This is a genomic window from Micromonospora sp. WMMD735 (assembly GCF_049178995.1).
Lineage (GTDB): Bacteria > Actinomycetota > Actinomycetes > Mycobacteriales > Micromonosporaceae > Micromonospora > Micromonospora wenchangensis.
The window spans coordinates 4,790,532-4,810,850 of sequence record NZ_JBMHMJ010000002.1 but is presented as its reverse complement, the minus strand read 5'-3'; the positions used below and the strand labels follow the sequence as shown (position 1 = coordinate 4,810,850).

16 protein-coding genes are annotated in these 20,319 nt (G+C 73.0%); 8 read left to right on the top strand and 8 right to left on the bottom strand.

Annotated features, from left to right (window positions below; all coding sequences use genetic code 11):
- The first annotated feature begins 261 nt into the window (after positions 1–261).
- Entirely contained in the window at positions 262–1,185 is a 924-nt protein-coding gene (sigJ, locus tag ACN268_RS20710; RefSeq protein ID WP_421484616.1) for an RNA polymerase sigma factor SigJ, read from the top strand.
- Between the two features lie 110 nt (positions 1,186–1,295).
- The gene (locus ACN268_RS20705; RefSeq protein WP_421484615.1) at positions 1,296–2,549 is read left to right on the top strand and encodes a cellulose binding domain-containing protein; all 1,254 of its coding nucleotides are present in this window, start codon (positions 1,296–1,298) and stop codon (positions 2,547–2,549) included.
- 26 nt (positions 2,550–2,575) lie between these two features.
- Here the strand turns inward: ACN268_RS20705 and ACN268_RS20700 are convergent, their stop codons facing one another.
- The 3 genes from ACN268_RS20700 to ACN268_RS20690 all read right to left on the bottom strand — a co-directional run bounded on the left by ACN268_RS20700 (position 2,576) and on the right by ACN268_RS20690 (position 7,930).
- Complete coding sequence (locus tag ACN268_RS20700; RefSeq protein WP_421484614.1) at positions 2,576–4,963, bottom strand: low temperature requirement protein A; 2,388 nt, start codon at positions 4,961–4,963, stop codon at positions 2,576–2,578.
- A 233-nt stretch (positions 4,964–5,196) separates the two neighbouring features.
- Entirely contained in the window at positions 5,197–6,681 is a 1,485-nt protein-coding gene (locus ACN268_RS20695) for a ricin-type beta-trefoil lectin domain protein (protein ID WP_421484613.1), read from the bottom strand.
- A gap of 190 nt (positions 6,682–6,871) precedes the next feature.
- Positions 6,872–7,930 carry a polysaccharide deacetylase family protein gene (locus ACN268_RS20690; RefSeq protein ID WP_421484612.1) on the bottom strand — a complete coding sequence of 353 codons (1,059 nt, stop codon included), beginning with the start codon at positions 7,928–7,930 and terminating at the stop codon, positions 6,872–6,874.
- Between the two features lie 242 nt (positions 7,931–8,172).
- Between ACN268_RS20690 and ACN268_RS20685 the strand changes: the two genes are divergently transcribed.
- Entirely contained in the window at positions 8,173–8,865 is a 693-nt protein-coding gene (locus ACN268_RS20685) for a histidine phosphatase family protein (protein WP_421484611.1), read from the top strand.
- A gap of 5 nt (positions 8,866–8,870) precedes the next feature.
- On the opposite strand, the gene ACN268_RS20680 is transcribed toward ACN268_RS20685, so the two are convergent.
- The 4 genes from ACN268_RS20680 to ACN268_RS20665 all read right to left on the bottom strand — a co-directional run bounded on the left by ACN268_RS20680 (position 8,871) and on the right by ACN268_RS20665 (position 13,232).
- The gene (locus tag ACN268_RS20680) at positions 8,871–11,024 is read right to left on the bottom strand and encodes a peptidase domain-containing ABC transporter (protein WP_421484610.1); all 2,154 of its coding nucleotides are present in this window, start codon (positions 11,022–11,024) and stop codon (positions 8,871–8,873) included.
- On the bottom strand, positions 11,021–12,013 hold the full coding sequence (locus tag ACN268_RS20675; RefSeq protein ID WP_421484609.1) for a TIGR04500 family putative peptide maturation system protein: 993 nt from the start codon (positions 12,011–12,013) through the stop codon (positions 11,021–11,023). Before ACN268_RS20675 ends, ACN268_RS20680 begins: the two co-directional genes overlap by 4 nt.
- The gene (locus ACN268_RS20670; RefSeq protein ID WP_421484608.1) at positions 12,010–12,993 is read right to left on the bottom strand and encodes an MvdC/MvdD family ATP grasp protein; all 984 of its coding nucleotides are present in this window, start codon (positions 12,991–12,993) and stop codon (positions 12,010–12,012) included. The genes ACN268_RS20675 and ACN268_RS20670 overlap by 4 nt, the downstream gene beginning before the upstream one ends.
- 68 nt (positions 12,994–13,061) lie before the next feature.
- Positions 13,062–13,232 carry a putative ATP-grasp target RiPP gene (locus ACN268_RS20665; protein WP_208564974.1) on the bottom strand — a complete coding sequence of 57 codons (171 nt, stop codon included), beginning with the start codon at positions 13,230–13,232 and terminating at the stop codon, positions 13,062–13,064.
- Between the two features lie 133 nt (positions 13,233–13,365).
- Between ACN268_RS20665 and ACN268_RS20660 the strand changes: the two genes are divergently transcribed.
- The 5 genes from ACN268_RS20660 (at position 13,366) to ACN268_RS20640 (ending at position 19,729) form a co-directional block, all read left to right on the top strand.
- Positions 13,366–14,760, top strand: coding sequence for a helix-turn-helix transcriptional regulator (locus tag ACN268_RS20660; protein WP_421484607.1), 1,395 nt, complete (start codon positions 13,366–13,368; stop codon positions 14,758–14,760).
- Positions 14,761–15,105: 345 nt separating this feature from the next.
- Positions 15,106–16,587, top strand: coding sequence for an endo-1,4-beta-xylanase (locus ACN268_RS20655; RefSeq protein ID WP_421484606.1), 1,482 nt, complete (start codon positions 15,106–15,108; stop codon positions 16,585–16,587).
- A 132-nt stretch (positions 16,588–16,719) separates the two neighbouring features.
- Positions 16,720–18,261, top strand: a complete 1,542-nt coding sequence (locus ACN268_RS20650) for a cellulose binding domain-containing protein (RefSeq protein WP_421484605.1) — start codon at positions 16,720–16,722, stop codon at positions 18,259–18,261.
- A 370-nt stretch (positions 18,262–18,631) separates the two neighbouring features.
- Positions 18,632–19,405: a hypothetical protein gene (locus tag ACN268_RS20645; protein ID WP_421484604.1), complete on the top strand. Its 774-nt coding sequence runs from the start codon at positions 18,632–18,634 to the stop codon at positions 19,403–19,405.
- A 177-nt stretch (positions 19,406–19,582) separates the two neighbouring features.
- Positions 19,583–19,729 (top strand): hypothetical protein, encoded by a 147-nt coding sequence (locus ACN268_RS20640; RefSeq protein WP_204925343.1) that lies wholly within the window; start codon positions 19,583–19,585, stop codon positions 19,727–19,729.
- Here ACN268_RS20640 and ACN268_RS20635 read toward each other — a convergent pair.
- Positions 19,719–20,297: a helix-turn-helix domain-containing protein gene (locus ACN268_RS20635; protein ID WP_421484603.1), complete on the bottom strand. Its 579-nt coding sequence runs from the start codon at positions 20,295–20,297 to the stop codon at positions 19,719–19,721. The two genes, ACN268_RS20640 and ACN268_RS20635, sit on opposite strands and share 11 nt — an antisense overlap.
- Positions 20,298–20,319 lie beyond the last annotated feature (22 nt).

The following is a 20,319-nucleotide window of genomic DNA, read 5'->3' as shown; positions in this document are numbered from 1 at the left end:
AACTGCTGACGGAGCACGGGCCGAAGTGACCCCGGACGAGACCGGCCGGCACCGGCGGCGCGAGGTCCGCCACGACGGTTCCGGTGTCGCCCGGGGCGAGGTTCATGTCAGGTTCTCCCCGCGGTTTGCTGGGATAGTGTTCGGCCTACCGATACGACGAAACAGCCCTGCCGAATGTCAGGCGGCGCTTCGACTCCGTAGCTGCGGGTGCCGTCGGTCGAACCGGTGGGGAAGCGGACGATCAAGGGAGTCGGCGTCAGCATGACCAACCCCAGCGGGCCCGGACTGGACTGGCCCGAGGCGGCCCCGAGCGGACCCGTGAGCGAGCGGCCCCAGCTCATCGGTCTCGCGTACCGGCTGCTCGGGTCCCTGGCCGACGCCGAGGACGTCGTGCAGGAGGCGTACGCCCGCTGGTATGCCCTCTCCCCCGACCAGCGTGGAGCCATCGAGACCCCGGGTGCCTGGCTGACCAGGGTCGCCGGCCGGATCTGCCTCGACGTGCTCGGCTCGGCCCGCGTCCGGCGGGAACGTTACGTGGGGGAGTGGCTTCCGGAGCCCCTGCCCGACAGTGCCGGGTGGACCGGCGACGGTACGGGTGACCCGGTCGACCGGGTCACCCTGGACGAGTCGATCAGCATGGCCTTCCTGGTGGTGCTCGAATCGACGACACCGGCCGAGCGCGTCGCGTTCATCCTGCACGACGTCTTCCGGTACTCCTTCGCCGAGGTGGCCGAGGTCGTCGGCCGTACGCCCGCCGCGTGCCGCCAGTTGGCCTCGTCCGCCCGTCGCCGGGTGCGCGGGTCGTCGGCGCCCAGGGTGCCGGCAGCCCGGCAGGCCGGTGTCGTGCGGGCCTTCAAGCAGGCGTGGGAGGACACGGACATCGACGCGCTCGTCGGTCTGCTGACGCCCGACGCCACCGCGACCGGCGACGGCGGCGGACTGGTCAGCGCCGTACTCCACCCGATCGAGGGTGCAGAGCAGATCGCGCGTTTCTTCGCCGGTCGGGGCGGTGCGGCCTCCGGCGTCCGGCTCCTGGAGCGCACGGTCAACGGGCAGCCCGGTCTGGTGGCGCAGGTGGCGGGCGTCGTCGGGGCGGTGCTGGCGTTCGACGTCGAGGGTGACCGGATCAGGCGCATCTGGACGGTCCTCAACCCCGACAAGCTCCGCGCCTGGACGGCCGGCTGAGCGGTGCGGGGGCCGGTGTCAAACCCGAACGGGTCGAGGTGGCTCGGGAACCGCGCACCGGTTGGTGTAAGTCGTTGACAGTCGTCGATGTATTGCCGCACGGTGGACGTATGCCAGGGGTCCGTTCGTCCGCGCCGCGCCGCCGCGTGCGGCCCGGCCTGCTCGCCGCCGTCGTCTCGTCGATCGCCGTGTTCGGCGTGGGAGTGGTCGCCGTACCGGCCGCCGGTGCCGGCACCACGACGCTCCCCGGACCGGCCGCCGGTGGGCTCCCCGGGGTCGCGCCCGCACCCGCCGCGGCGCCCCTGAGGGGAGCGGCCGCGCCGCCGCCCACGGCGCCCACCACCCCGCCGGGGACACCGAACACCTCGCCCTTCCCGCCGGGCGTGCCCACGAACGTCACCGCCAGCGAGGTCAGGACGAGGTCGGTCACCCTCACCTGGACGGCCGCGACCCGCGGCTGCTGCGCCATCGCCGGCTACGACATCACGTACTACAGCCCCTTCGACGACGTCGTCATGTCGGCAAGCGTCGGCGACGTCACCACCACCACGATCAGCAACTACATCACGCCGGGCCGGCAGTACCTGTTCCGGATCTCCGCCCGGGACGTCGTCGGGCACCGCTCCCTGGCGTCGGAGCCGGTCACCGTGGTCACCCCGGTCACCGACACCGGGCCGGACACCACCCCGCCGAGCGCGCCGCAGAACCTGACCCTCGGCGACGTGACCGACTCGACCGCCACGCTCTCCTGGTCACCGTCGACCGACGACGTCGGGGTGAGCGGCTACAACGTCTACCGCTTCGACGGCTGGTACAGCTCGTTCCTGGTCGCCACCGTGCCCACGACGACGTACACGATCGCGCTCCCGCCGCCGCCACCGCCGTCGACGCCGCTGCGGTACCAGTTCTACGTACGGGCCCGGGACGCGGTCGGCAACGTCTCGATCGCCTCCAACGCGGTGTTCGCGCCGACGCCGCCCACCCCGCCGACCACCACGCCACCGCCGACCACCACGCCACCGCCGACCTCCCCGCCACCGCCGTCCACCTGTCGGGTGACCTACCAGAACCAGTCCGAGTGGCAGGGCGGGTTCGTCACCGTCGTGACGGTCCAGAACACCGCGACCGCGCCGGTGGACGGCTGGACGCTCACCTTCAGCTTCCGGGGGGACCAGCAGATCACCTCCGGCTGGAACGCGACGACCGGCCAGAGCGGGGCCACGGTGACGGCCCGCAACGTCGACTGGAACCGCGTCGTCCCGGCGAACGGCTCGGTGAGCTTCGGCATCCAGGGCAGCTGGAGCACCAGCAACGCGCCACCGACCAGCTTCGGGCTCAACGGCAACCCCTGCACCGCCGGCTGAGCCCCGGGGCGGGCCGCCGGAACCGGTCACGTCCGGGCGGGCCGCCGGGTCCGTGGGTCACCCTCCTGCACCCCCTCGACCACGGCGAAGACGACGCCGAGCACGGTCAGCAGCAGCAACGAGGCCACGGACGGCAGCGGGACGGTCACCGGTGCCAGGACGGTGACCACGCCCGCGCCGATGAGCCGGTGGCGGCTGACCGTCCGGAAGATCCGCAGCCAGAACATCTGGTTGCCGAACAGGTACAACGCCACCCCGAAGAACAGCATGTAGTGGCCCAGCAGGGCGCTGTGCCGCTCCTGGGACGCGGCCAGCGTCTGGTGCAGGCCGTAGGCGACCAGGACGATCCCGGCCATCATCGGCAGGTGCAGATAGGTGTACGCGTCCCGCGCGGCGCGGACCCGACGGTCCCCCTCGTAGGCCCCGAGGGCGATCCGGGCCGCGTCGATGCCGGTGAAGTAGCTCCACCAGATCGTGCCGAGGGCCACCACCGACGCGACGACGACGACGAGCGTGGGGGCGGAGATCGGCACGTTGTTGATGGAGATGCCGACGGAGAGCACCGCCTCGCCGACGGCGATCAGGATGACCAGGGCGTGCCGGTCGGCCCAGTGCCGGACCAGCCTGATCCGCCACAGCCGCCCACCGGCCCAGTACCCGGCGACGTACTGCACGAGCAGCGCGGCCACCCAGAGCAGCGTGATGGCCGGGTGCCGGGCGACCGCGTCGGGGGCGACCACCTCGATGACGGCGATCACCAGCAGGATGACGATGGTGACCGCCGTGGCGACGAACCGGGTACGGGTGCCCCGCAGGTCGGGGTTCTCCCGGACGATCTGCCGGAAGATCAAACCCTGTAGGAGCTGGACGCCGATGTAACACCCGACGACCAGCAGGGGGCCCGGAAGGCTGCCGGGCAGGGGGACGAAGGCCTGCGGGATCGCCAGCCCGATCAGCAGCACCGCCGTCATGATGCCCGCCGTGCACAGCCGCACCAACGTGCTGTCGTGCCGCACGGCGTTGGCGAGCCAGGTGTACGACGTCCAGGCCCACCACAGCAGCGCAAGCAGGATCATGCCCTGGGCCAGGCCGAGCGGGGTCGGAAACCGGTTCATCACTGCGGTGACCTCGATGAAGGCGTACACGAACACGAGGTCGACGAAGAGTTCCCGAGGGTCGATCGTCCCGACGTGGAGGCTCTCCTGCTCGACCGACTCGTGGAGTTGCCGGTGTTTTCGCCGGAAGAGGGTGTTGTCCAGCACCAGCATCGTGCAGACGGCGGCGATGAGCACCACCAGCGCCTGCACCTCGGAGATCCGGCCGACCACCGTCAGCAGCGCCGTCAGCAGCGCCACCCCCACCAGCGGACCCCGGCCCAGCAGCCGGACCGCCCGCCACTCCACCGCGACGAGGGCGCTCAGATAGAGCAGCACACCGCCGTACAGGACGGCGACGCCGGCCGACGGCCACGGCCTGGCGCTCCTCGGGGTGGCGTGCGTGTTGAGGTACTTCAGCCCCAGGGCGAGGAAGATCAACCCGCCGATCATGGGCAGGTGAAACCCGCTGTAGACGTCCCGGCCGACCCGGGCGCGCTCCCGCCCGGAGCTGGCCCGCAGGGCCCGTTCGATGATCACCTTGGCCAGGTCGAAGTAGCTCCACCACAGCGCGAAGACCACGGTGATGCCCAGCACCGCCCCGACGGCCAGCTGGACGGTCACCGGGCGGTCCACGCCGAGCCCCTCGCTGGCACCGATCGAGATGATCGTCTCGCCGAGCGCGATGAGCACGATCAGGGCGTGCCGTTCGGCGAAGTGCCACGGCGAGACGACCCGCCAGCCGCCCTTGCTGGCCACCACGAGGATGAGCGAGTCGATCACGAGAGCGCTCGCGAACAGCACAGCCTGCACCAGGGCGGCGTCGACGGTCGTCGGCAGCAGCGGCGGCACCAGGTAGGAGGCGAGCAGCACCAGCCCGCCGGCGATGAAGATCAACCAGGCGGCGACCACCGACTGCCGTCCGCCCTCGCCCCGGTGGCTGACGAACGTGAGGACGCCCATGGCGGTCGCCCGGATCAGCAGATATCCGCAGATCAGCACCATCGGGCCGGGCAGCCCGCCGTCCCGGTCGGTGAACCCCTCGGGTATCGCGACCCCGATCGCCAACAGGGCGGCGGCGATGCCGAGCATGATCGGGGGCATGATCCCCCGGTCGAGGTGCACCACGTTGCCGAGCCAGACACACGGGGTCCAGCAGTGCCAGAGAAGGAGCATCACGAGCACGCCCTGGACCAACCCGAGGGGGCTGAAATGCTCGGCCATCAGCGTGGTGACGGCCAGGAACGCGAACACGAACAGCAGATCGACGAAGAGTTCGACCCAGCTCACATCGCCGATGGCCTCAGGGTCACGGGCCACCAGACGCCGACCCCCGGCCGTCGGGTGTGGCGCGGGATCATCCCTCCGCACCCGATAAGCCTCGCAAACCGGGCACGGCTTGTCCCGCCAACGTCGATTAGCGCAGCGAACGGTCGGAGCCGAGCGGACGTCACCTCCGCCGCGTACGCCACCGGGGGCGGGCCGGTGCCTCCCCGGGTGTGGGAGACACCGGCCCGGTCCGCGTGGTGCGGGAGCGGTCGCCGGTCGGGCCGTCAGGTCAGGGGCGTCAGGGTGAACCGCTGGTTGGTCTGCCCGTGACAGTCGTAGAGCTGGACCTGGGCCCCGTTGGCCGTGCTCCAGACGTCCAGGCAGCGCCCGGACTGCACGCTGCTGATGGTGCCGTTGGCGTTGATGTTCCACTGCTGGTTGGTCTGGCCGTGGCAGCCGTAGATCTGGACCGCCGCACCGTTGCCGGAGCCGGCCGCGTCCAGGCACATGTCGCCGTACACCCGGAGCTGTTTGCTCGTGGTGTACGTCCACGACTGGTTGGTCCCGCGGTTGCAGTCCCAGAGCTGCACCCGGGTGCCGTTGGCGCGGGAGGCGTTGGGCACGTCGAGGCACCGGTTGGACTGCGCGCCGACGATCAGGCTGGCGGCGCCGGGCGGGTTGCTCGGCGGCGGCGTGGTCGGCGGCGGGGTGGTCGGGATCGGGGGCGGGGTGTCCGACGGGATCGGCGGCGGGGTGGTCGCCGTCGGCGGCAGCAGCGGGCAGGTGCTGCGGTAGCTGACCACGCCGTTGTTGTCCGCCAGCGGGCAGAGGAACTGGCTGTACCGGGCGTCGTTGTCGACGAACATCTTGAGGAACGGCAACATGGTCCGGATCAGCACCGGGTTCGACCGGCCGACCATGAACCCGTGGTCGGCCCCCGCGACCTCCAGGTAGGCGCTCTCGGTCGTGGCCGGGAGGCTGTTGTAGAGCCCGGTGGCGTAGGACGGGGTGACCACCGTGTCCGCCTGCCCGGCGAAGACCATCGTGGGCACCCGGTCGTTGGCCAGGTTCGACGACGGTGAGTACGGCGCGATGCCGACCGCCGCCTTCAACGCCGGGCGGCGCAGCGCCGCGCTGAGCGCCCCGCCGCCACCCATCGAGTGACCGGAGACGGCCAGCCGGGTGGGGTCGATCCGGTCCCGCACCGGGCTCTGCTGCACCAGGTAGTCCAGCGCGGCGAGCAACTGGGTGCCCCGTGCGGTGTCGAAGTCGTTGCGGCTGTTGGTCTCGATGCCGATCACGACGAAGCCGTGCGAGGCCAGCCACGGCCCCATCCAGGCCAGCTCGACGGAGAACAGCGCGGTGTAGCCGGGTGAGATGGCGACCGCCCCGAAGGTGCCCTGGCTGGTGTCGGTCGGGTAGTAGATCCGGCCGCCGTTGAAGCCGTACCCGGTCGGGACGGCGACCGAGGTGTTGGCGAACGGACCGTTCACGGAGGCGACGCTGCTCCGGGTCGGGTCGGGGCCCCGCTGGTACGGGTTGTCGGCGGCCGAGGCCGTGCCGGTGGTCACCGTCATGGTGAACAACCCGACGACGGCGGCGGCGATCCCGGCTGCGGCGAGCGTGACCAGCCGGCGTCGCCGACGTGGGGAGACCCGGGCCGGGCGGTGCTGCGCCGGGGGCGGGGAGTGCGGTGCGTGTCCTCGCACTGTCGGTACCTCCTGGTGGTGGTGGGTGGCCCGTAGCGTGCTGTTAACGTTCACGTTCATCGATGGATTTCAGGTTGGCAGGTAATCCCGGGGTTTTCAACCGGTAGTTTCGAGCGAGTGACTGAAAAGTTTCGGGCCCACTCCGACGGGTGGTTGTGCGGCGGCCCTCCCCGGACGCCGTGGCGTCCGGGGAGGGCCGGTTGGTCGGGAGGTGCCTGCGGCCCCCCGGATCGGGGTGGCCGCCCACCGGTCAGCCGGTGGTGCAGGACCGGATCTGCGGCCGGGCGCCGCTGTTGCCGTTCATCATCGTGGTGAAGCCGAAGGTGTTGCCACTGCCGTTGGACCGCATCGTCATCACGTAACCGGTGCTGTCCCAGCTGGGGGTGCCGTTCCAGGTGGTGTTGACCTTCTGCGGCGCGGTCAGCGCCACCACCACCGTCCAGTTGCTGCCGCCCTGGACCGTCACCGAGGTGTTGTACCGGTCGCCCCACACGTTCGGGTACGTCGCCGTCGCGGTGCACGTCCCACCGGCCGGCGGGGTGGTCGGGGTGCCGGTGGGCGGGGTGGTCGGGGGGTTGGTCGGCGGGGTGCCGTCCGGGGCCACCGCCCGGCCGGTGCTCGGCGAGATCATGCCCGGGCAGAGGCCACGGCTGTTCAGGTTCGCCATGATCTGCCCGATCGCGTCACGGGTGTTCTGGATGCCGTCGTGCATCAGGATCACCTGGCCGTTCTGGAGCCGGCTGGCGTTGGAGACGATCTGGCTGACGCTCGCGCCGTTCCAGTCCTGGGAGTCGACGTCCCAGATCACCTGGCGCATGCCGAGTGACGAGGCGACCGACTGGAGGGTCGAGTTGGTCTCGCCGTAGGGCGGGCGGAACAGCTGCGGCCGTACGCCGGTGGCCGACTGGATCGCCGAGTTGGTCTGGGAGAGGTCGGACTGCATCTGGCTCTGACCCATCGAGGTCATGTGCGCGTGGTTCCAGCTGTGGTTGCCGATCCACATGCCGGCGTCGACCTGGGCCCGGGCGGCGGACGGGTTGCCCTGCACGTTCTGTCCGACGTTGAACATGGTCGCCCGGACGTTGTTGGCGCGCAGCACGTTCAGCAGCGCGCCGGTGCTGCCGGTCGGTCCGTCGTCGAAGGTGAGACCGACGTAGCCGTTGCAGGCGGCGGCGCTGGACGGGGTGGCGGAGACCGCGACGCCGACGGCGCCCAGCGCCACGGTGGTGGCGAGCACCGCCAGCCGGACGGTCAGGCGGGAGGCTCGGGAGCGGGACGGGTGACCGGAGCCACCGGTGCTGGAGATCATGCGCAGGTCCTCCTGGGGGCGGTGCTGCCTGGGGATGCGGGGTTCTATCGAGATACGTTGATGTCGCTGTGAATCGGAGTATTGCAGCGGCATTTCGAACGCGTCAACGACTTTCGGAAACTTTCGGAAACGTGTTCGGTCGGGGGTGTCGAGGCCGGCGAGCTGCCGGGTACCGCCGTCGTTGCGGCGGCGTCCCGCCGCCCGGGGTCGCCCCGCACCGACTGCTGCCGGACAGTGGAACGGTGGACACCGTCGCGGAGTTGACCATCGTCCGGCACGGGCAGAGCGTCGCCAACGTCGCGTTCGCCGAGGCCCACGCGCGGGGTGTCGCCGCGCACGGGCTCACCGGACGCGACGCCGACGTCCCGCTGTCGCCGCTGGGCCGGCAGCAGGCCACCCGGCTCGGCCGCTGGCTCGCGGCGCAAGCCGCCGACCGGCGACCCGACCACGTCGTCTGCTCGCCGTACCGGCGGGCCCGGCAGACCTGGGCCCGAGTCGCGGACACCGCCGCCCTCGGCGTCACCCCGGCGTCGGTCGACCTCGACGGGCGGCTGGTCGACCGGCTCATGGGCGACCTGGAACTGCTGACCCCGCTCATGATCGCCGAACGGTTCCCCGCCGAGGCGGCCCGGCTCGCCGCCGACGGCCTCTACGCCTACCGACCACCCGGCGGCGAGACGTTCGACGACGTCGCCGCCCGCGTCCGCGCCGCCCTGACCGACCTGCACCGCCGGCACGCCGGCCGCCGGGTGTGGGTGGTGGCCCACGACGCCGTGGTCGTCGCCGCCCGGCACGTCCTGGAGGGGCTGTCGTTCGCCGACCTCGACGCGATCCTCGCCACCACCCCGGTCGCCAACACCTCACTCACCCGCTATGCGTCCACCCACGGCCGCCTCGACCTCGTCGAGTTCGCCGCCGTTCCGCATGCGCCGTGACCGGCTCAGCGGACCGGATCGGGCCACGACCGGACGGCACCGGGCACCCCGGCCAGCCGGGCGAACGGTCCCCCGGCGGCCAGCAGCACCCCCGGCGGTCCGCACTCCACCAGCCGCCCCCGGTCGAGCACCAGCACCAGGTCGGCGTCCGCGACCGTCGACAGCCGGTGCGCGATCACCAGCCGGGTCACCGGCAGCGCCCGCAGGTTCGCCTCGACGGCCGCCTCGGTCACCGTGTCCAGCGCGCTGGTCGCCTCGTCCAGGATGAGCAGGGCCGGGTCGGCCAGCAGCGCGCGGGCCAGCGCGACCCGCTGCCGCTGCCCGCCGGACAGTCCGACGCCACCGTCGCCGAGGTGGGTGTGCAGCCCCATCGGCAGGGCCGCCACGTCGTCGTGCAGCACGGCCAGCCGGACCGCCCGGTCGACGGCCGCGTCGCAGGCATCCGGACGGGACAGCGTCAACGCCTCGCGCAGGGTGCCCGCGCCGAGGTACGTCTCCTGCAGGACCACCCCGATCTGCCGGCGCACCGAGGACAGGTCCAGCGTGGCGAGGTCGTGGCCGTCGACGTGGATGCGCCCCTCGGCCGGGGCGTACAGCCCGGTCAGCAGGCCGACCAGGGTGCTCTTGCCGCTGCCGGAGCCGCCCACCACCGCCACCTTGCTGCCGGGCCGGATCACGGCGGTGACGTCGCGCAGCGCCCACGGCGACCGCCTGTCGTACCGGAAACCCACCCCGGTGAGGGTGACCAGCCCGGTCAGCCGGGGCGCCGGCGCGCCCGGGGTGGGCTGCTCGACAGGCGCGTCCACGATGTCGGCCAGCCGGTCCATGGTGGGGGCGAGCAGGGTGAACGACGGCAGCCGCTGGGCCAGCGCGACCGCCGGGGTGACCGCGGCGACCGCGAGCGCGGCCAGGCCGGCGGCCCGGCCCGGCGAGTCGGCCTGCCGGACCGCGACCAGCAGCATCAGCACCGGGCACGCCATCGACCAGGCGGCGAGCAGCGCGTCCGCGACCGCCGTCAGCCGGGCCAGCCGGTGCGCCGCCGACACGCCCCGGTCGAACGACTCCTGCCAGCGCTCCCGCACCCGCTGCTGGGCCCCGGCGACCCGGACCGCCGCCATGCCCTGCACCGCCTCGGAGAGCCGGGCCGCCTCCTCACCGGAGGCGAGCAGCTCCTCCCGTTGCAGCGCGCCGGAGCGGCGGCCGACCCACAGCGCCGTGCCCGCCTGCACGGCGATCACGGCGGCGGCCACCAGCCCCAGCACCGGCGCCAGCACGGTCACCACGGTCAGGTAGCCGACCACCAGCAGCCCGTCCAGGGCGGTGGCGACCAGCGCCGAGGCCAGCAGGTCCCGGACCCCGGCCACCGCCCGGACCCGGTCGACCAGATCGCCGGCCGACCGGCGGTGGAAGTACCGGTAGACCACCTCGAACAGCCGGTGCACCGTCTCGGTGCCGAGCCGGCTGCCGATGCGCCGTTGCAGGCTGGTCACGGTCAGCCCCCGGGGCAGGGACAACGCCCCGGTGAGCAGGGCCAGCGCGGCGACGGCGGCGAGCCAGGTCGCCGCCGGCGGCGCGGCGGCGTCGATGAGCGCGGCGGTCGCCCACGGCACGGCCAGGCCGGTCGCGGTGAGCAGCACCGAGGTCGCCGCCAGCAGCGCGAGCAGCCCGGTGTGCCGGCGCAGCACCGGCAGCAGCAGGCCGCGTACCGGCGACGGTGCCGGGGGCGCCGGCGGGGCGGGACCGTCGGGCGCGGCCAGCAGCACCACCCCGGTGGTGCCGGCGCAGAACTGGGCGGGGGAGAGCCGTCGGCGGCCCACCGCCGGGTCCACCACGTCGACGCCACGGCGGCCGATCCGCTCCACCACCAGGTAGTGGTCGCCGTTCCAGTGGGCCAGCAGCGGCATCGGCAGCTCCCGCAGCCGGGTGGCGTCCCGGCCCAGCGCCGGCAGGGCGATCGCCCGGCAGCGCAGCCCGTACTCCTGCGCCTCGTCGCGCAGGTCGCGCAGGCTCAGGCCGTCCCGGCCGGCGTCGAGCCGGGCCCGCAGGTGCGACACCGGGACCGCCCGGCCGTGGGCGGCGAGCAGCATGGCGAGCGCGCTGGGCCCGCAGTCGGTGGCGGCGACCTGCAGCACCACCGGCACCCGCCGCCGGCCGGTCACCGGACCCGGGTCGTCCGGTCCCGGGACAGCCAGAACCACTCGACGTCGGTGCCGGCCCGCCGCTGCGCCAGCCACTCGTCGAACATGGCCCGCTCGACCAGCGCCCGGGTGTCGTCGTCGAGGACGGCCGGCTCGCGGTCGACCACCACGGCCGTCACCGCCGTACCGGCGATCGTGGTCGGCACCGGTCCGGCGGCGTCGCGCAGCTCCGGCGGGGCCGCGACCGCCACCGTCCGCAGGGTGCCGGCGGCCCGGCCGGCGCGGACGGCGGCGGCCACCGTCGCGAGCGCCGTCGCGCGGTCGGTGGGGAGCGTCCCCTCGGCGGCCCAGACGATCAGGAGCCGGTCGAACGTGGACCGGTGCGCGGCGAACCACTCCGGCAGCCGGTCACCCACCACCCGGGCGCGGAGCCGGGCGACCGCCACGGTGTGCGCGATCAGGTCGGCGAAATCCTCGGCGGAGAGCCCCCGCCCGGCGAGCCACCGCGCGGTCGACTCGGCGTCGAGCAGGCCCTTGGCCCGGCGGTACGCGTCGGCCGCCGCCTGGAGTTCGTCGTCGTCGACCTCGACCGGGTGCCGCTCCAACTCCTCGGCGACTAGGCCGGTGTCGACCAGCCTGGCGAGCACGTCGTGGTCGTACCAGAGGAAGTCGAGGGCGGTGAGCGCCTCGCCCACCCGCAGCGTCCGGGTGCCCACCCGGGCGAGGTGGTGGTCGGAGTGCCGGACCGCCCCGCGCAGCGGCCACGGCAGGGCCGGCGTCGGACTGTACGCCACGGAGACCGTGCCGGCCGGTTCGCGCAGCAGCACGTCGAAGGCGACGGACCCGTCGGCCACCTCCTCGTCCCGCACGACCGCCGGATCGGCCCCGGGCCAGCGTTCCCGCAGCGGGGTGAGGCGTCGACGGGCCTCGGGCAGGCCGGCGCGGTCGGCGGTCAGTTCCCGTACCAGGGTGACGGCGGCGTCGAGCAGCGCCGGGTCCAGAGTGGTCATGTGGTGGCTCCGGGGGTGGGGGCGGGCGTGGTGAGCAGGTCGACCACGGCAGCGGTGATGGGCAGCCCGGTCTCCTCCTCCACCCACAGGTACTGGCCGCTGGGGTTGATCTCGATGTAGACGTACCGGCCGTCGGGCGTGACGATCAGGTCGAGGGCGCTGTAGCGCAGGCCGAGCGCGCGGGTCAGCGCCACGCACCGGGCGGCGACGTCGGCGGGCAGGTCGTAGCGGCTCAGCGGGGTGTTGCGGTCGTCCTGGCGACGCCAGTCGTGCCGGGCGTGGTTGGACCGCTGGGAGTCGATGGCGGCGGTGAACACCCGGTCGCCGACGACGGTGACCCGCAGCTCGACCCGCTTGGGCACCCGTTCCTGCGCGATGAGGGGACAGTGGCGTACCCCGTCGACGTGGCCGACGTCGCGGTGGGTGACCGGTTCGGTGTACCGCATCAGCTCGTCACGCAGGCTGGTCAGCCCGACCTGCTTGGTGATCATCCGGCCGCCGGTGTGGTCGAACAGGTCGAGCACGTCGCGGGGGTCGTTGCCGACGGCGGTGGCCGGCACGTCGAACCCGAGGCGCAGGGCGAGCTGGAGTTGGCGGACCTTCTGCTGGGCCCGCAGCACCACCGGTCGGGGGGCGGGCAGCGCCGGCACGTCGAGGGTCTCCCAGACGTCGCCGACGAACTGCCGGCTCTCCTCGACGACGAAACCGGCGTGGGGTTCGTCCAGGTGGGACGGGGCGACCGGCACACCGGGCCGGCGGAACCAGACGGCGGTCACCGCGTCGAGGTCGACGGTCCCGTCCGGGTCCGCGTGCCGGACCAGGGTACGGGTCAGCCGGCCGTCCCGGACGGTCACCGACAGTGACGCACGGGACGGTACGTCGGCGGGGTCGAAGCGGACCCAGCTGACGCCGCGCCGGCCCAGCTCCACCTCTGCCGCGTCGGCGTGCACGTCGTCGGGGGCGGTCAGGATGAGGATCATGGGTACTCCGGACGGGGACCGCCGACGGCCCGGCCACCGGGGTGGGCCGGATCGCCGACGGTGACGGATCAGAAGTCGGTGTCGGTGTCCGGTCGACCCCCGCCGGGGATGTCGTCGATGGTCTTCGACGAGCCCGCCCCGTTGCGGGGCAGCCCACCGAGCATCCCGGCGAGCTGCTCGTCGGCCAACTCCACCCCGTCGGCGGGAATGGTGTCGATCTGTACGGTCCTGCGCTTCATGGTGCTACCTCTATCCGTTCGCGAACGCCCCACCGGCCGGCTGGACCGGCAGGTGCATGCAGTGTCGGTGCACCGGGGTGGCCCCGGCACCGGGGAAATCCCCAGGGTTGGCCCCGGGTTCTACGCTCAGCCGGTGTCCACCGAGATCACGGCCGAGCGCCTGCTGTCGGCGGCCGACCGTGCCGACCCGGACGAGGCCGCGCGCCTGCTGTTCCGGGCCTTCCTCACGCTGTCCCGGACCACCGACAGCGACCGGTTGCTCCCCCTGCTGACCCGGGTCCGGCAGGCCCACGAGGCGAGCGGCTCGGCGCGTACCGCACTGATCTACCGCACCCTGGCGGGGACGGCGGCCACCCGGGCCGGCCTCGCCGAGGGCCCGGAGCACCTCGACGCCGCCGTACGGATCTTCGACGAGCACGCCTTCGGCGACGACCCGGTGCTGGTGGAGTGCGCGTTGACCGCCGTGATGACGCTGATGCGTCCGCACGAGGCGCGCCGGTTCGCCCCGCTGCTCGCCGACCTGGACCTGCCGCCGGCCGACCGGGCCCGGCTGCTCGCCCTGGTCGGGGTCGGTGACTGCTGGGCGGGGAACCTGGTCCGGGGGCAGGCCGAGTTGCGGGAGGCGGCCCGGCTGGCCGCGCAGTGCGGCACCCCCGACGTGCAGGCCGAGGCGACCTCCTGGCTGGCCAAGTGCGACGCGCTGCGCGGTGACCTGGACGATGCCGCCGTCCACCTGGACCAGGCCCGCGAGTTGGCGGCCCAGGTCGGTTCGGCCTGGGTGGCCCGCCACCTGCCCGAGTGCACGGCCGCGCTGGCGTTCGCCCGGGGCGACCGGGAGACCTGGGCCGGGCTGCTGGAACTCGTGGTGGCCCGGGACGTCGGGGTGACCGCCGGCCTCCAGTACGAGCACCGCTGGGAGTTGGCCACCCACCACGCCCTCGCCGGCCGGTCCCGGCTGGCCGGCGACCTGCTCGCCGGGATCGACGACCCGCCCGCCTCCTGGCCGGGCGGACCGGTGCTGCCGGCGTGGCGGGACTGGATCCTCCAGCCGGGCCCGGCCACCACGGCGGCCCTCACGGCGGCGGTGGACCTGCTGACCCGCCCGGTCGAGCAGCTGCTCGCCGCCCGGGTGGCCTGGCTGCTGGGCGTGCACCACGGGCGGGCCGGCCGGCGGGGCGAGGCGGCCCGGCTGCTGGAGCAGGCGTGCGCGGGGTACGCCCGGACCGGTGCCGCCGGGATGCTCACGCTGGTGATGCGGGACCTGCGCTCCCTCGGCACGTCCGCGGCGGGTGCCGGTGTCCCGCTGGTCGCCGACCCGCCGTTCCCGGTGCCGGCAGGGGAGGCGACGCTGACCGAGGCCGAGGCCCGGGTCGCCACCGCGATCGCCAACGGGCTCAGCAACCGGGAGGCGGCGCAGCGGCTCTTCGTCTCGGTGAAGACGATCGAGTTCCATCTGGGCAACATCTTCCGCAAGCTCGGCGTCCGTAACCGTACGGAGTTGGCGGCCCGGCGGGCGCGTACCCGCTGAGCGTGCCACCGGTCCGTGGTCGGGCCGTCGCGCAGGGTCGACACCCGCCGGACCGGGTCGGACACCTGTCGCAGATCGAATCCATTCGATATAGCATCACGGCAGGGCAGCGTCACCCCGCACGGGCGTAGGACGCGGAGTGTTCGCCATCCACCGGGCGGACCGGGCAGCCGACCGGTGGTCACCGACGAGGGCGCGGCCGGGTCGACACCGGCTCGACGCCCCACTGTGACGTGCTGGTCCCGCCGCAGGCGCGGTGTCCCGGTCGTCGATCCCACGAGCGGTCGACCGGTCGCGTGCCCGTCCGGCGGTGACCGGACGGAACACCGAGGAGGAAACGCACAGATGAACGACGTACCCGCTCGACCGCAACGCCGTACCAGGAGGGCCAGCCGGCTGCTGCTGGGCGGCGCCTGCGCCCTGGCGATCACCGTGTCGTCGATGGCCGTGGCGACCCTGGCCCACGCCGACCTCAGCGGACCGCCCGGGACCACGCTGAAGGCCGCCGCCGAACGCAGCGGCCGGTACTTCGGGGCCGCGATGGGGGCGGACCGGCTCAGCGACTCCGGCTTCCTGAACATCGCCAGCCGCGAGTTCGACATGATGACGGCCGTCAACGAGATGAAGCCGGACGCGACCGAGCCCAACCCCGGGCAGTTCGACTTCAGCAGGGGTGACGCGATCTACAACTGGGCCACCCAGCGCGGCATGCGGTTCCGGGGCCACACCCTGGCCTGGCACGCCCAGCAGCCGAGGTTCTGGGGCAGCCTGAGCGGCAGCGCGCTGCGGCAGGCGATGATCAGCCACATCAACGGCGTGATGGCCCACTACAAGGGCAAGCTCTACGCCTGGGACGTGGTGAACGAGGCGTACGCCGAGAACGGCACCCGCCGCTCCTCCAACCTCCAGTCCACCGGCAACGACTGGATCGAGGTGGCGTTCCGCACCGCGCGGGCCGCCGACCCGTCGGTCCAGCTCTGCTACAACGACTACAACATCGAGAACTGGACGTACGCCAAGACGCAGGGCGTCTACAACATGATCAAGGACTTCAAGGCGCGCGGCGTGCCGATCGACTGCGTCGGTCTGCAGACCCACTTCACCGGGGGCAGTTCGCTGCCGGGCAACTTCCAGCAGACGCTGTCCAGCTTCGCCGCCCTCGGGGTGGACGTGGCGCTGACCGAGGCCGACGTCACCAACGCCTCGACCAGCCAGTACCAGGGCCTGACCCAGGCGTGCATGAACGTCCCGCGTTGCGTCGGCATCACCACCTGGGGCATCCGGGACAGCGACTCCTGGCGGGGCAACGAGAACCCGCTGCTGTTCGACCGCAACAGCAACCCGAAGCCGGCGTACACCGCCGTCCTCAACGCGCTCAACTCGGCCTCCACCACGGTCCCGGGCACCTCGACCCCACCGCCCACCACCCCGCCGACGACGCCACCGACCACCCCGCCCACCACGCCGCCGACCACCCCACCGACCAGCGCTCCGCCGACCACGCCGCCGCCGACCGGGCAGCCGGGCGGCTGCACCGCGACGTACCGCACGGTCAGCAGCTGGACCGGCGGCTTCCAGGGTGAGGTGGTCGTGGCCAACACCGGCTCCACCGCCATCACCGGCTGGACGGTGCAGCTGACGCTGGCCAGCGGGCAGACCATCGCCAACGTCTGGAACGGCAGCAACACCGGCACCAGCGGCACGGTCAGCATCCGCAACGCCTCCTACAACGGCACCATCAACCCGAACGCCTCGACCACCATCGGTTTCCTGGTCAACGGCAACAGCAGCACCGCACCCGGCAACCTCTCCTGCACCGGCTCCTGACAGCGGGCCGTCCGGACGCCGGCCGTGGCCCGGGGCATCCGCTCCGGGCCACGGCCGGCGTCACGCCGCCTGTCGATTCTTGCCGATGCTTCTGCCTGTTCCCGGAGCGGCGGAGTCACTTGACTCAGGGTCATGACGCAAACCTGGAACGCGACCCGCCGCTCGGTGGTCGCCGGCGTGCTGCTCGGCGCCACGGTGGTGGTCGGTCCGCTGACGGCACCCTCGAGTGCCGCCCCCAGCCAGCCGTTCGGCGCGCCGGCGACCGCGCCGACGGCCGAGAACGACCGCTCCATCCTCGACCTGATCCCGGCGCAGACCCGGGACCGGATGCTCGCCCAGGCCCCGCTGGTCGACGCGGCCAACGTCGTGCGCACCGCCGTCGAGGCCGGCACGCCGCGTGGCTACGCCGGTATCGGCCTGGTGGACGACCACGTCACCCTCTGGTGGAAGGGCACCCTGCCCGGTGACGTCGCGGCGGCGGTGGCGACCGCACGCCGTACCGCCCCGGTGGAGGTCGTCGGGGCCACCTACTCGCGTGCCGAGCTGAAGAAGGCGGCGGCGAAGCTGACCCCCGTCGTCGACGCCGACCCGAAGGACGCCGCGCACGCCGTCCGGCTGCGGACCGACGGCTCCGGGATCGAGGTCGCCGTCGACCCGAAGGCCGGCGCCAAGCAGCCGAAGCTGCCGTCGACCGGGGTCAGCACCCGCACCGTCGTGCGGGAGCGGATGGTCGAGCGGTCCCGGTACAACGACTCCGCGCCGTACGACGGCGGCATCGGCATCGGGCTGACCACGTACGCCTGCACCGCCGGCTTCGGCGTCCGCAACCACACCACCAACGTGGGCTACCTGCTCACCGCGGAACACTGCGGCCCCATCGGTCAGCCCTGGCACGTCGGGTGGAACACGAACACCAACAGCGGCACGCTGATCGGCTACTCGGTGGCCAGCAACGACGACCACGACACCATGCTGGTCTCCACCTCCTCGCCGGGCGGCCACATCTACGTCGGCGGGCAGAACGACGAGGTACGTGCCCAGGTGACCGGCTGGACCGAGGTCTTCCCCGGGCAGCTGCTCTGCCAGTCGGGGTACACCTCGGCCGGTGAGATCGGCGGGCCGGTCTGCAACCTGCGGGTCGACTTCCACTACGACGACATCGAGGACCTGGTCGAGGCCACCCAGCTCGACGGCGACGAGTCGGCCCGGGGCGGCGACAGCGGCGGGCCGGTCTACTCGGTCAACGCCAACGGCACCGTCCTCGCGGCGGGCACCACCACCCGGTCGGCCGGTCCCGGCTTCGGCTTCCAGGACTTCGCCACCGCCCGGGACGACTACGGCGACATCCGGCCGGCCACCACCCTGGCGAGCAGCTGCCGGGTGTCGTACGTGGTGACCAACTCCTGGAACACCGGCTTCAACGTCAGCGTCACCGTCTACAACGACGGCCCGGCCGTCAACGGCTGGTCGCTCGGTTGGACCTTCCCCGGCAGCCAGCTGGTCCAGGGCCACTGGAACGGGGTCTTCCAGCAGACCGGCGCGGCGGTCACGGTGGGCAACGAGAGCCACAACGCCAGCATCCCCACCAACGGGGCGGTCAGCTTCGGCTTCACCGCCAGCGGGTCCCCCACCGTCCCGGCACCGTTCACGCTCAACGGCACCACCTGCAACTGACCGGCCCGGCTGCGGTGCAACGCCGCAGCGGATGAGCACCCGAGGGCCCCGCCGGGCTGACCGGCGGGGCCCTCACCCGGGTCGCCGGTCAGCCCGGCCGGTCGCCTCGCCGGGGTGAGCTGTGCTGATGGTTGTCGATATTGCTAGGGCGGGACGGGCGTGCTGGAATGGCTCACAGCACCGCAGCACGGGGGCAACCGCGCTGGGGAACCGGTGTACGCGGGAGCAGCGCGGTGCCGGCCGCACGTTGCCTCGACCGGCGCGTGCCGTACGCCGGCCACCGCCACGACGACTGGCGGTCGACCCGCCGGCCGGCAGTTCCACCGGCCCGCCCATCCGGCAGCGATCACCCCCTTCCTGGAGGACGACCATGCGCAGTTCCCTCGCGGTACTCACCGCGGCCCTGATCCTCGGCGTCACCGCCGGCAGCGTCCCGGCCGGTGTCTCGGACGCCGCCCCGCGCACGTGCCACCGCGACCTGTTGTTCTGCGAGGACTTCGAGCGCCTGCCTCCCGGGGGGCCGGGCACGTTGAAGTGGGGCGTCGACACCCGCCACGGCACGCTCACGGTGGAGCGCGCCAAGCACGGCAACCAGGTGCTGCACGTCCGGACCGTCGACAACGGCCGGGCCTTCCTGCGCGTCGACGACTTCGCCGCGCCGGGCAACCGCTTCTACGGGCGGATGCGGCTGCGCGTCGACGCGTTCCCCACCGCCCCGGACTGGGCGCACTTCACGCTGGTGGAGGCGACCGGCAGCGGCAGTTCGGAGGTCGTCCGCCCGATCGGCGGCCAGTACGCGCCCACCGTCCCCGGCACCTTCTGGGGGGTGGGCGCGGACGGCGGCCCGACCGGCGACTGGACCAACTGGCGGGAGTCGGCCCCGGTCGTCGAGGACACCTGGCAGTGCTTCGAGTGGAAGCTCGACCCGACGGACAACCGGGTCGCGGTGTGGATCGACGGGGTGGCGAACCCGGAGCTGACCGCCTCCACCACCGACCACGGCGGCAACGACGTCCCGTTCGTCCTGCCGACGGTGGACACCGTGAAGATCGGCTGGCAGCTCTACCAGGGCGGCACGACGCCTGGCGAGTTCAACCTCTGGATCGACGACATCGCGCTGTCCACCAAGCGGCTCGGCTGCTGACACCCGGCTGCGGCGACCGCCGACGGGCGGTGCCGGCCGGGGGCCGAGCGGTCCCCGGCCGGCACCGTCCGGTCCGGAGGGTCGGGCACCCGGTCCTGCGCCGGACACGGGTTTCCCGACCGGGTCGGTGGGGGTAGAGACGGCACCGTCCGTCAGCCCACCGTCGAGGAGAGTGTCATGTCGGTACAGGCGTTCCTCTATGTCGTCGCGGTCATCCTGATCGTGCTCGCCGCGCTGCCCATCCCCAGCCGTGGCGTCTCGCTCGCCCTGCTCGGGGCGGCGTGCGCCCTGCTGGCCTACGCCTGGCCGGTGATCACCGGTTGACCGGCGGCGGGTGGTGGTGCGGGCCCAGGTGACTGCGCTCGCCCTCGTGGTCGAGGATGCAGAGGATCTCGGCCGGGCCGTCGTGCGCGCCGAACGCGTGCGGGACCAGGGTGGAGAACTCGGCGGCCTCGTTGGTGCCGACGAGGATCGTCCGCTCGCCGAGGCGCAGCTCGACGGTGCCGGACAGCACGGTGAACCAGTCCCGCCCCGGGTGCACCCGCAGGTCGGTCGGGACGTCCCGGGTGATCCGCAGCTTGGCGACCGTCTGGTTGCTGTCCCGGGACAGCAACCAGGTGGTGACGCCCCGGTTCTCGTCGCAGTGCGGGCGGATCACGACGTCGTCGTCGGCGTCGGACCCGACCAGCCGGTCGAGCGTGATGCCGAGCACCCGGGCGATGGTGGCGACCTGGTCCAGGGCGATCCGGCGGTGCCCGGTCTCGATCCGGCTGAGCGTGGAGGGGCTGATCAGGCAGCGTCGGGCCAGTTCCTCCAGCGACCAGCCGCGCGCCAGCCGCAGGCTGCGTACGCGCTGGCGGACCAGGTCCTCCAGATCCCTGTCTTGCTTCATGCGCAAGATGCTATGCCGCACG

What these genes read in the sequence shown, in the direction of transcription:
- sigJ (WP_421484616.1), top strand. Translation starts at nt 262, where the DNA reads ATGACCAACCCCAGCGGGCCCGGACTGGACTGGCCCGAGGCGGCCCCG.
- ACN268_RS20705 (WP_421484615.1), top strand. Translation starts at nt 1,296, where the DNA reads ATGCCAGGGGTCCGTTCGTCCGCGCCGCGCCGCCGCGTGCGGCCCGGC.
- ACN268_RS20695 (WP_421484613.1), bottom strand. Translation starts at nt 6,681, where the DNA reads ATGAACGTGAACGTTAACAGCACGCTACGGGCCACCCACCACCACCAG.
- ACN268_RS20690 (WP_421484612.1), bottom strand. Translation starts at nt 7,930, where the DNA reads ATGATCTCCAGCACCGGTGGCTCCGGTCACCCGTCCCGCTCCCGAGCC.
- ACN268_RS20675 (WP_421484609.1), bottom strand. Translation starts at nt 12,013, where the DNA reads ATGACCACTCTGGACCCGGCGCTGCTCGACGCCGCCGTCACCCTGGTA.
- ACN268_RS20670 (WP_421484608.1), bottom strand. Translation starts at nt 12,993, where the DNA reads ATGATCCTCATCCTGACCGCCCCCGACGACGTGCACGCCGACGCGGCA.
- ACN268_RS20665 (WP_208564974.1), bottom strand. Translation starts at nt 13,232, where the DNA reads ATGAAGCGCAGGACCGTACAGATCGACACCATTCCCGCCGACGGGGTG.
- ACN268_RS20655 (WP_421484606.1), top strand. Translation starts at nt 15,106, where the DNA reads ATGAACGACGTACCCGCTCGACCGCAACGCCGTACCAGGAGGGCCAGC.
- ACN268_RS20650 (WP_421484605.1), top strand. Translation starts at nt 16,720, where the DNA reads ATGACGCAAACCTGGAACGCGACCCGCCGCTCGGTGGTCGCCGGCGTG.
- ACN268_RS20645 (WP_421484604.1), top strand. Translation starts at nt 18,632, where the DNA reads ATGCGCAGTTCCCTCGCGGTACTCACCGCGGCCCTGATCCTCGGCGTC.
- ACN268_RS20640 (WP_204925343.1), top strand. Translation starts at nt 19,583, where the DNA reads ATGTCGGTACAGGCGTTCCTCTATGTCGTCGCGGTCATCCTGATCGTG.
- ACN268_RS20635 (WP_421484603.1), bottom strand. Translation starts at nt 20,297, where the DNA reads ATGAAGCAAGACAGGGATCTGGAGGACCTGGTCCGCCAGCGCGTACGC.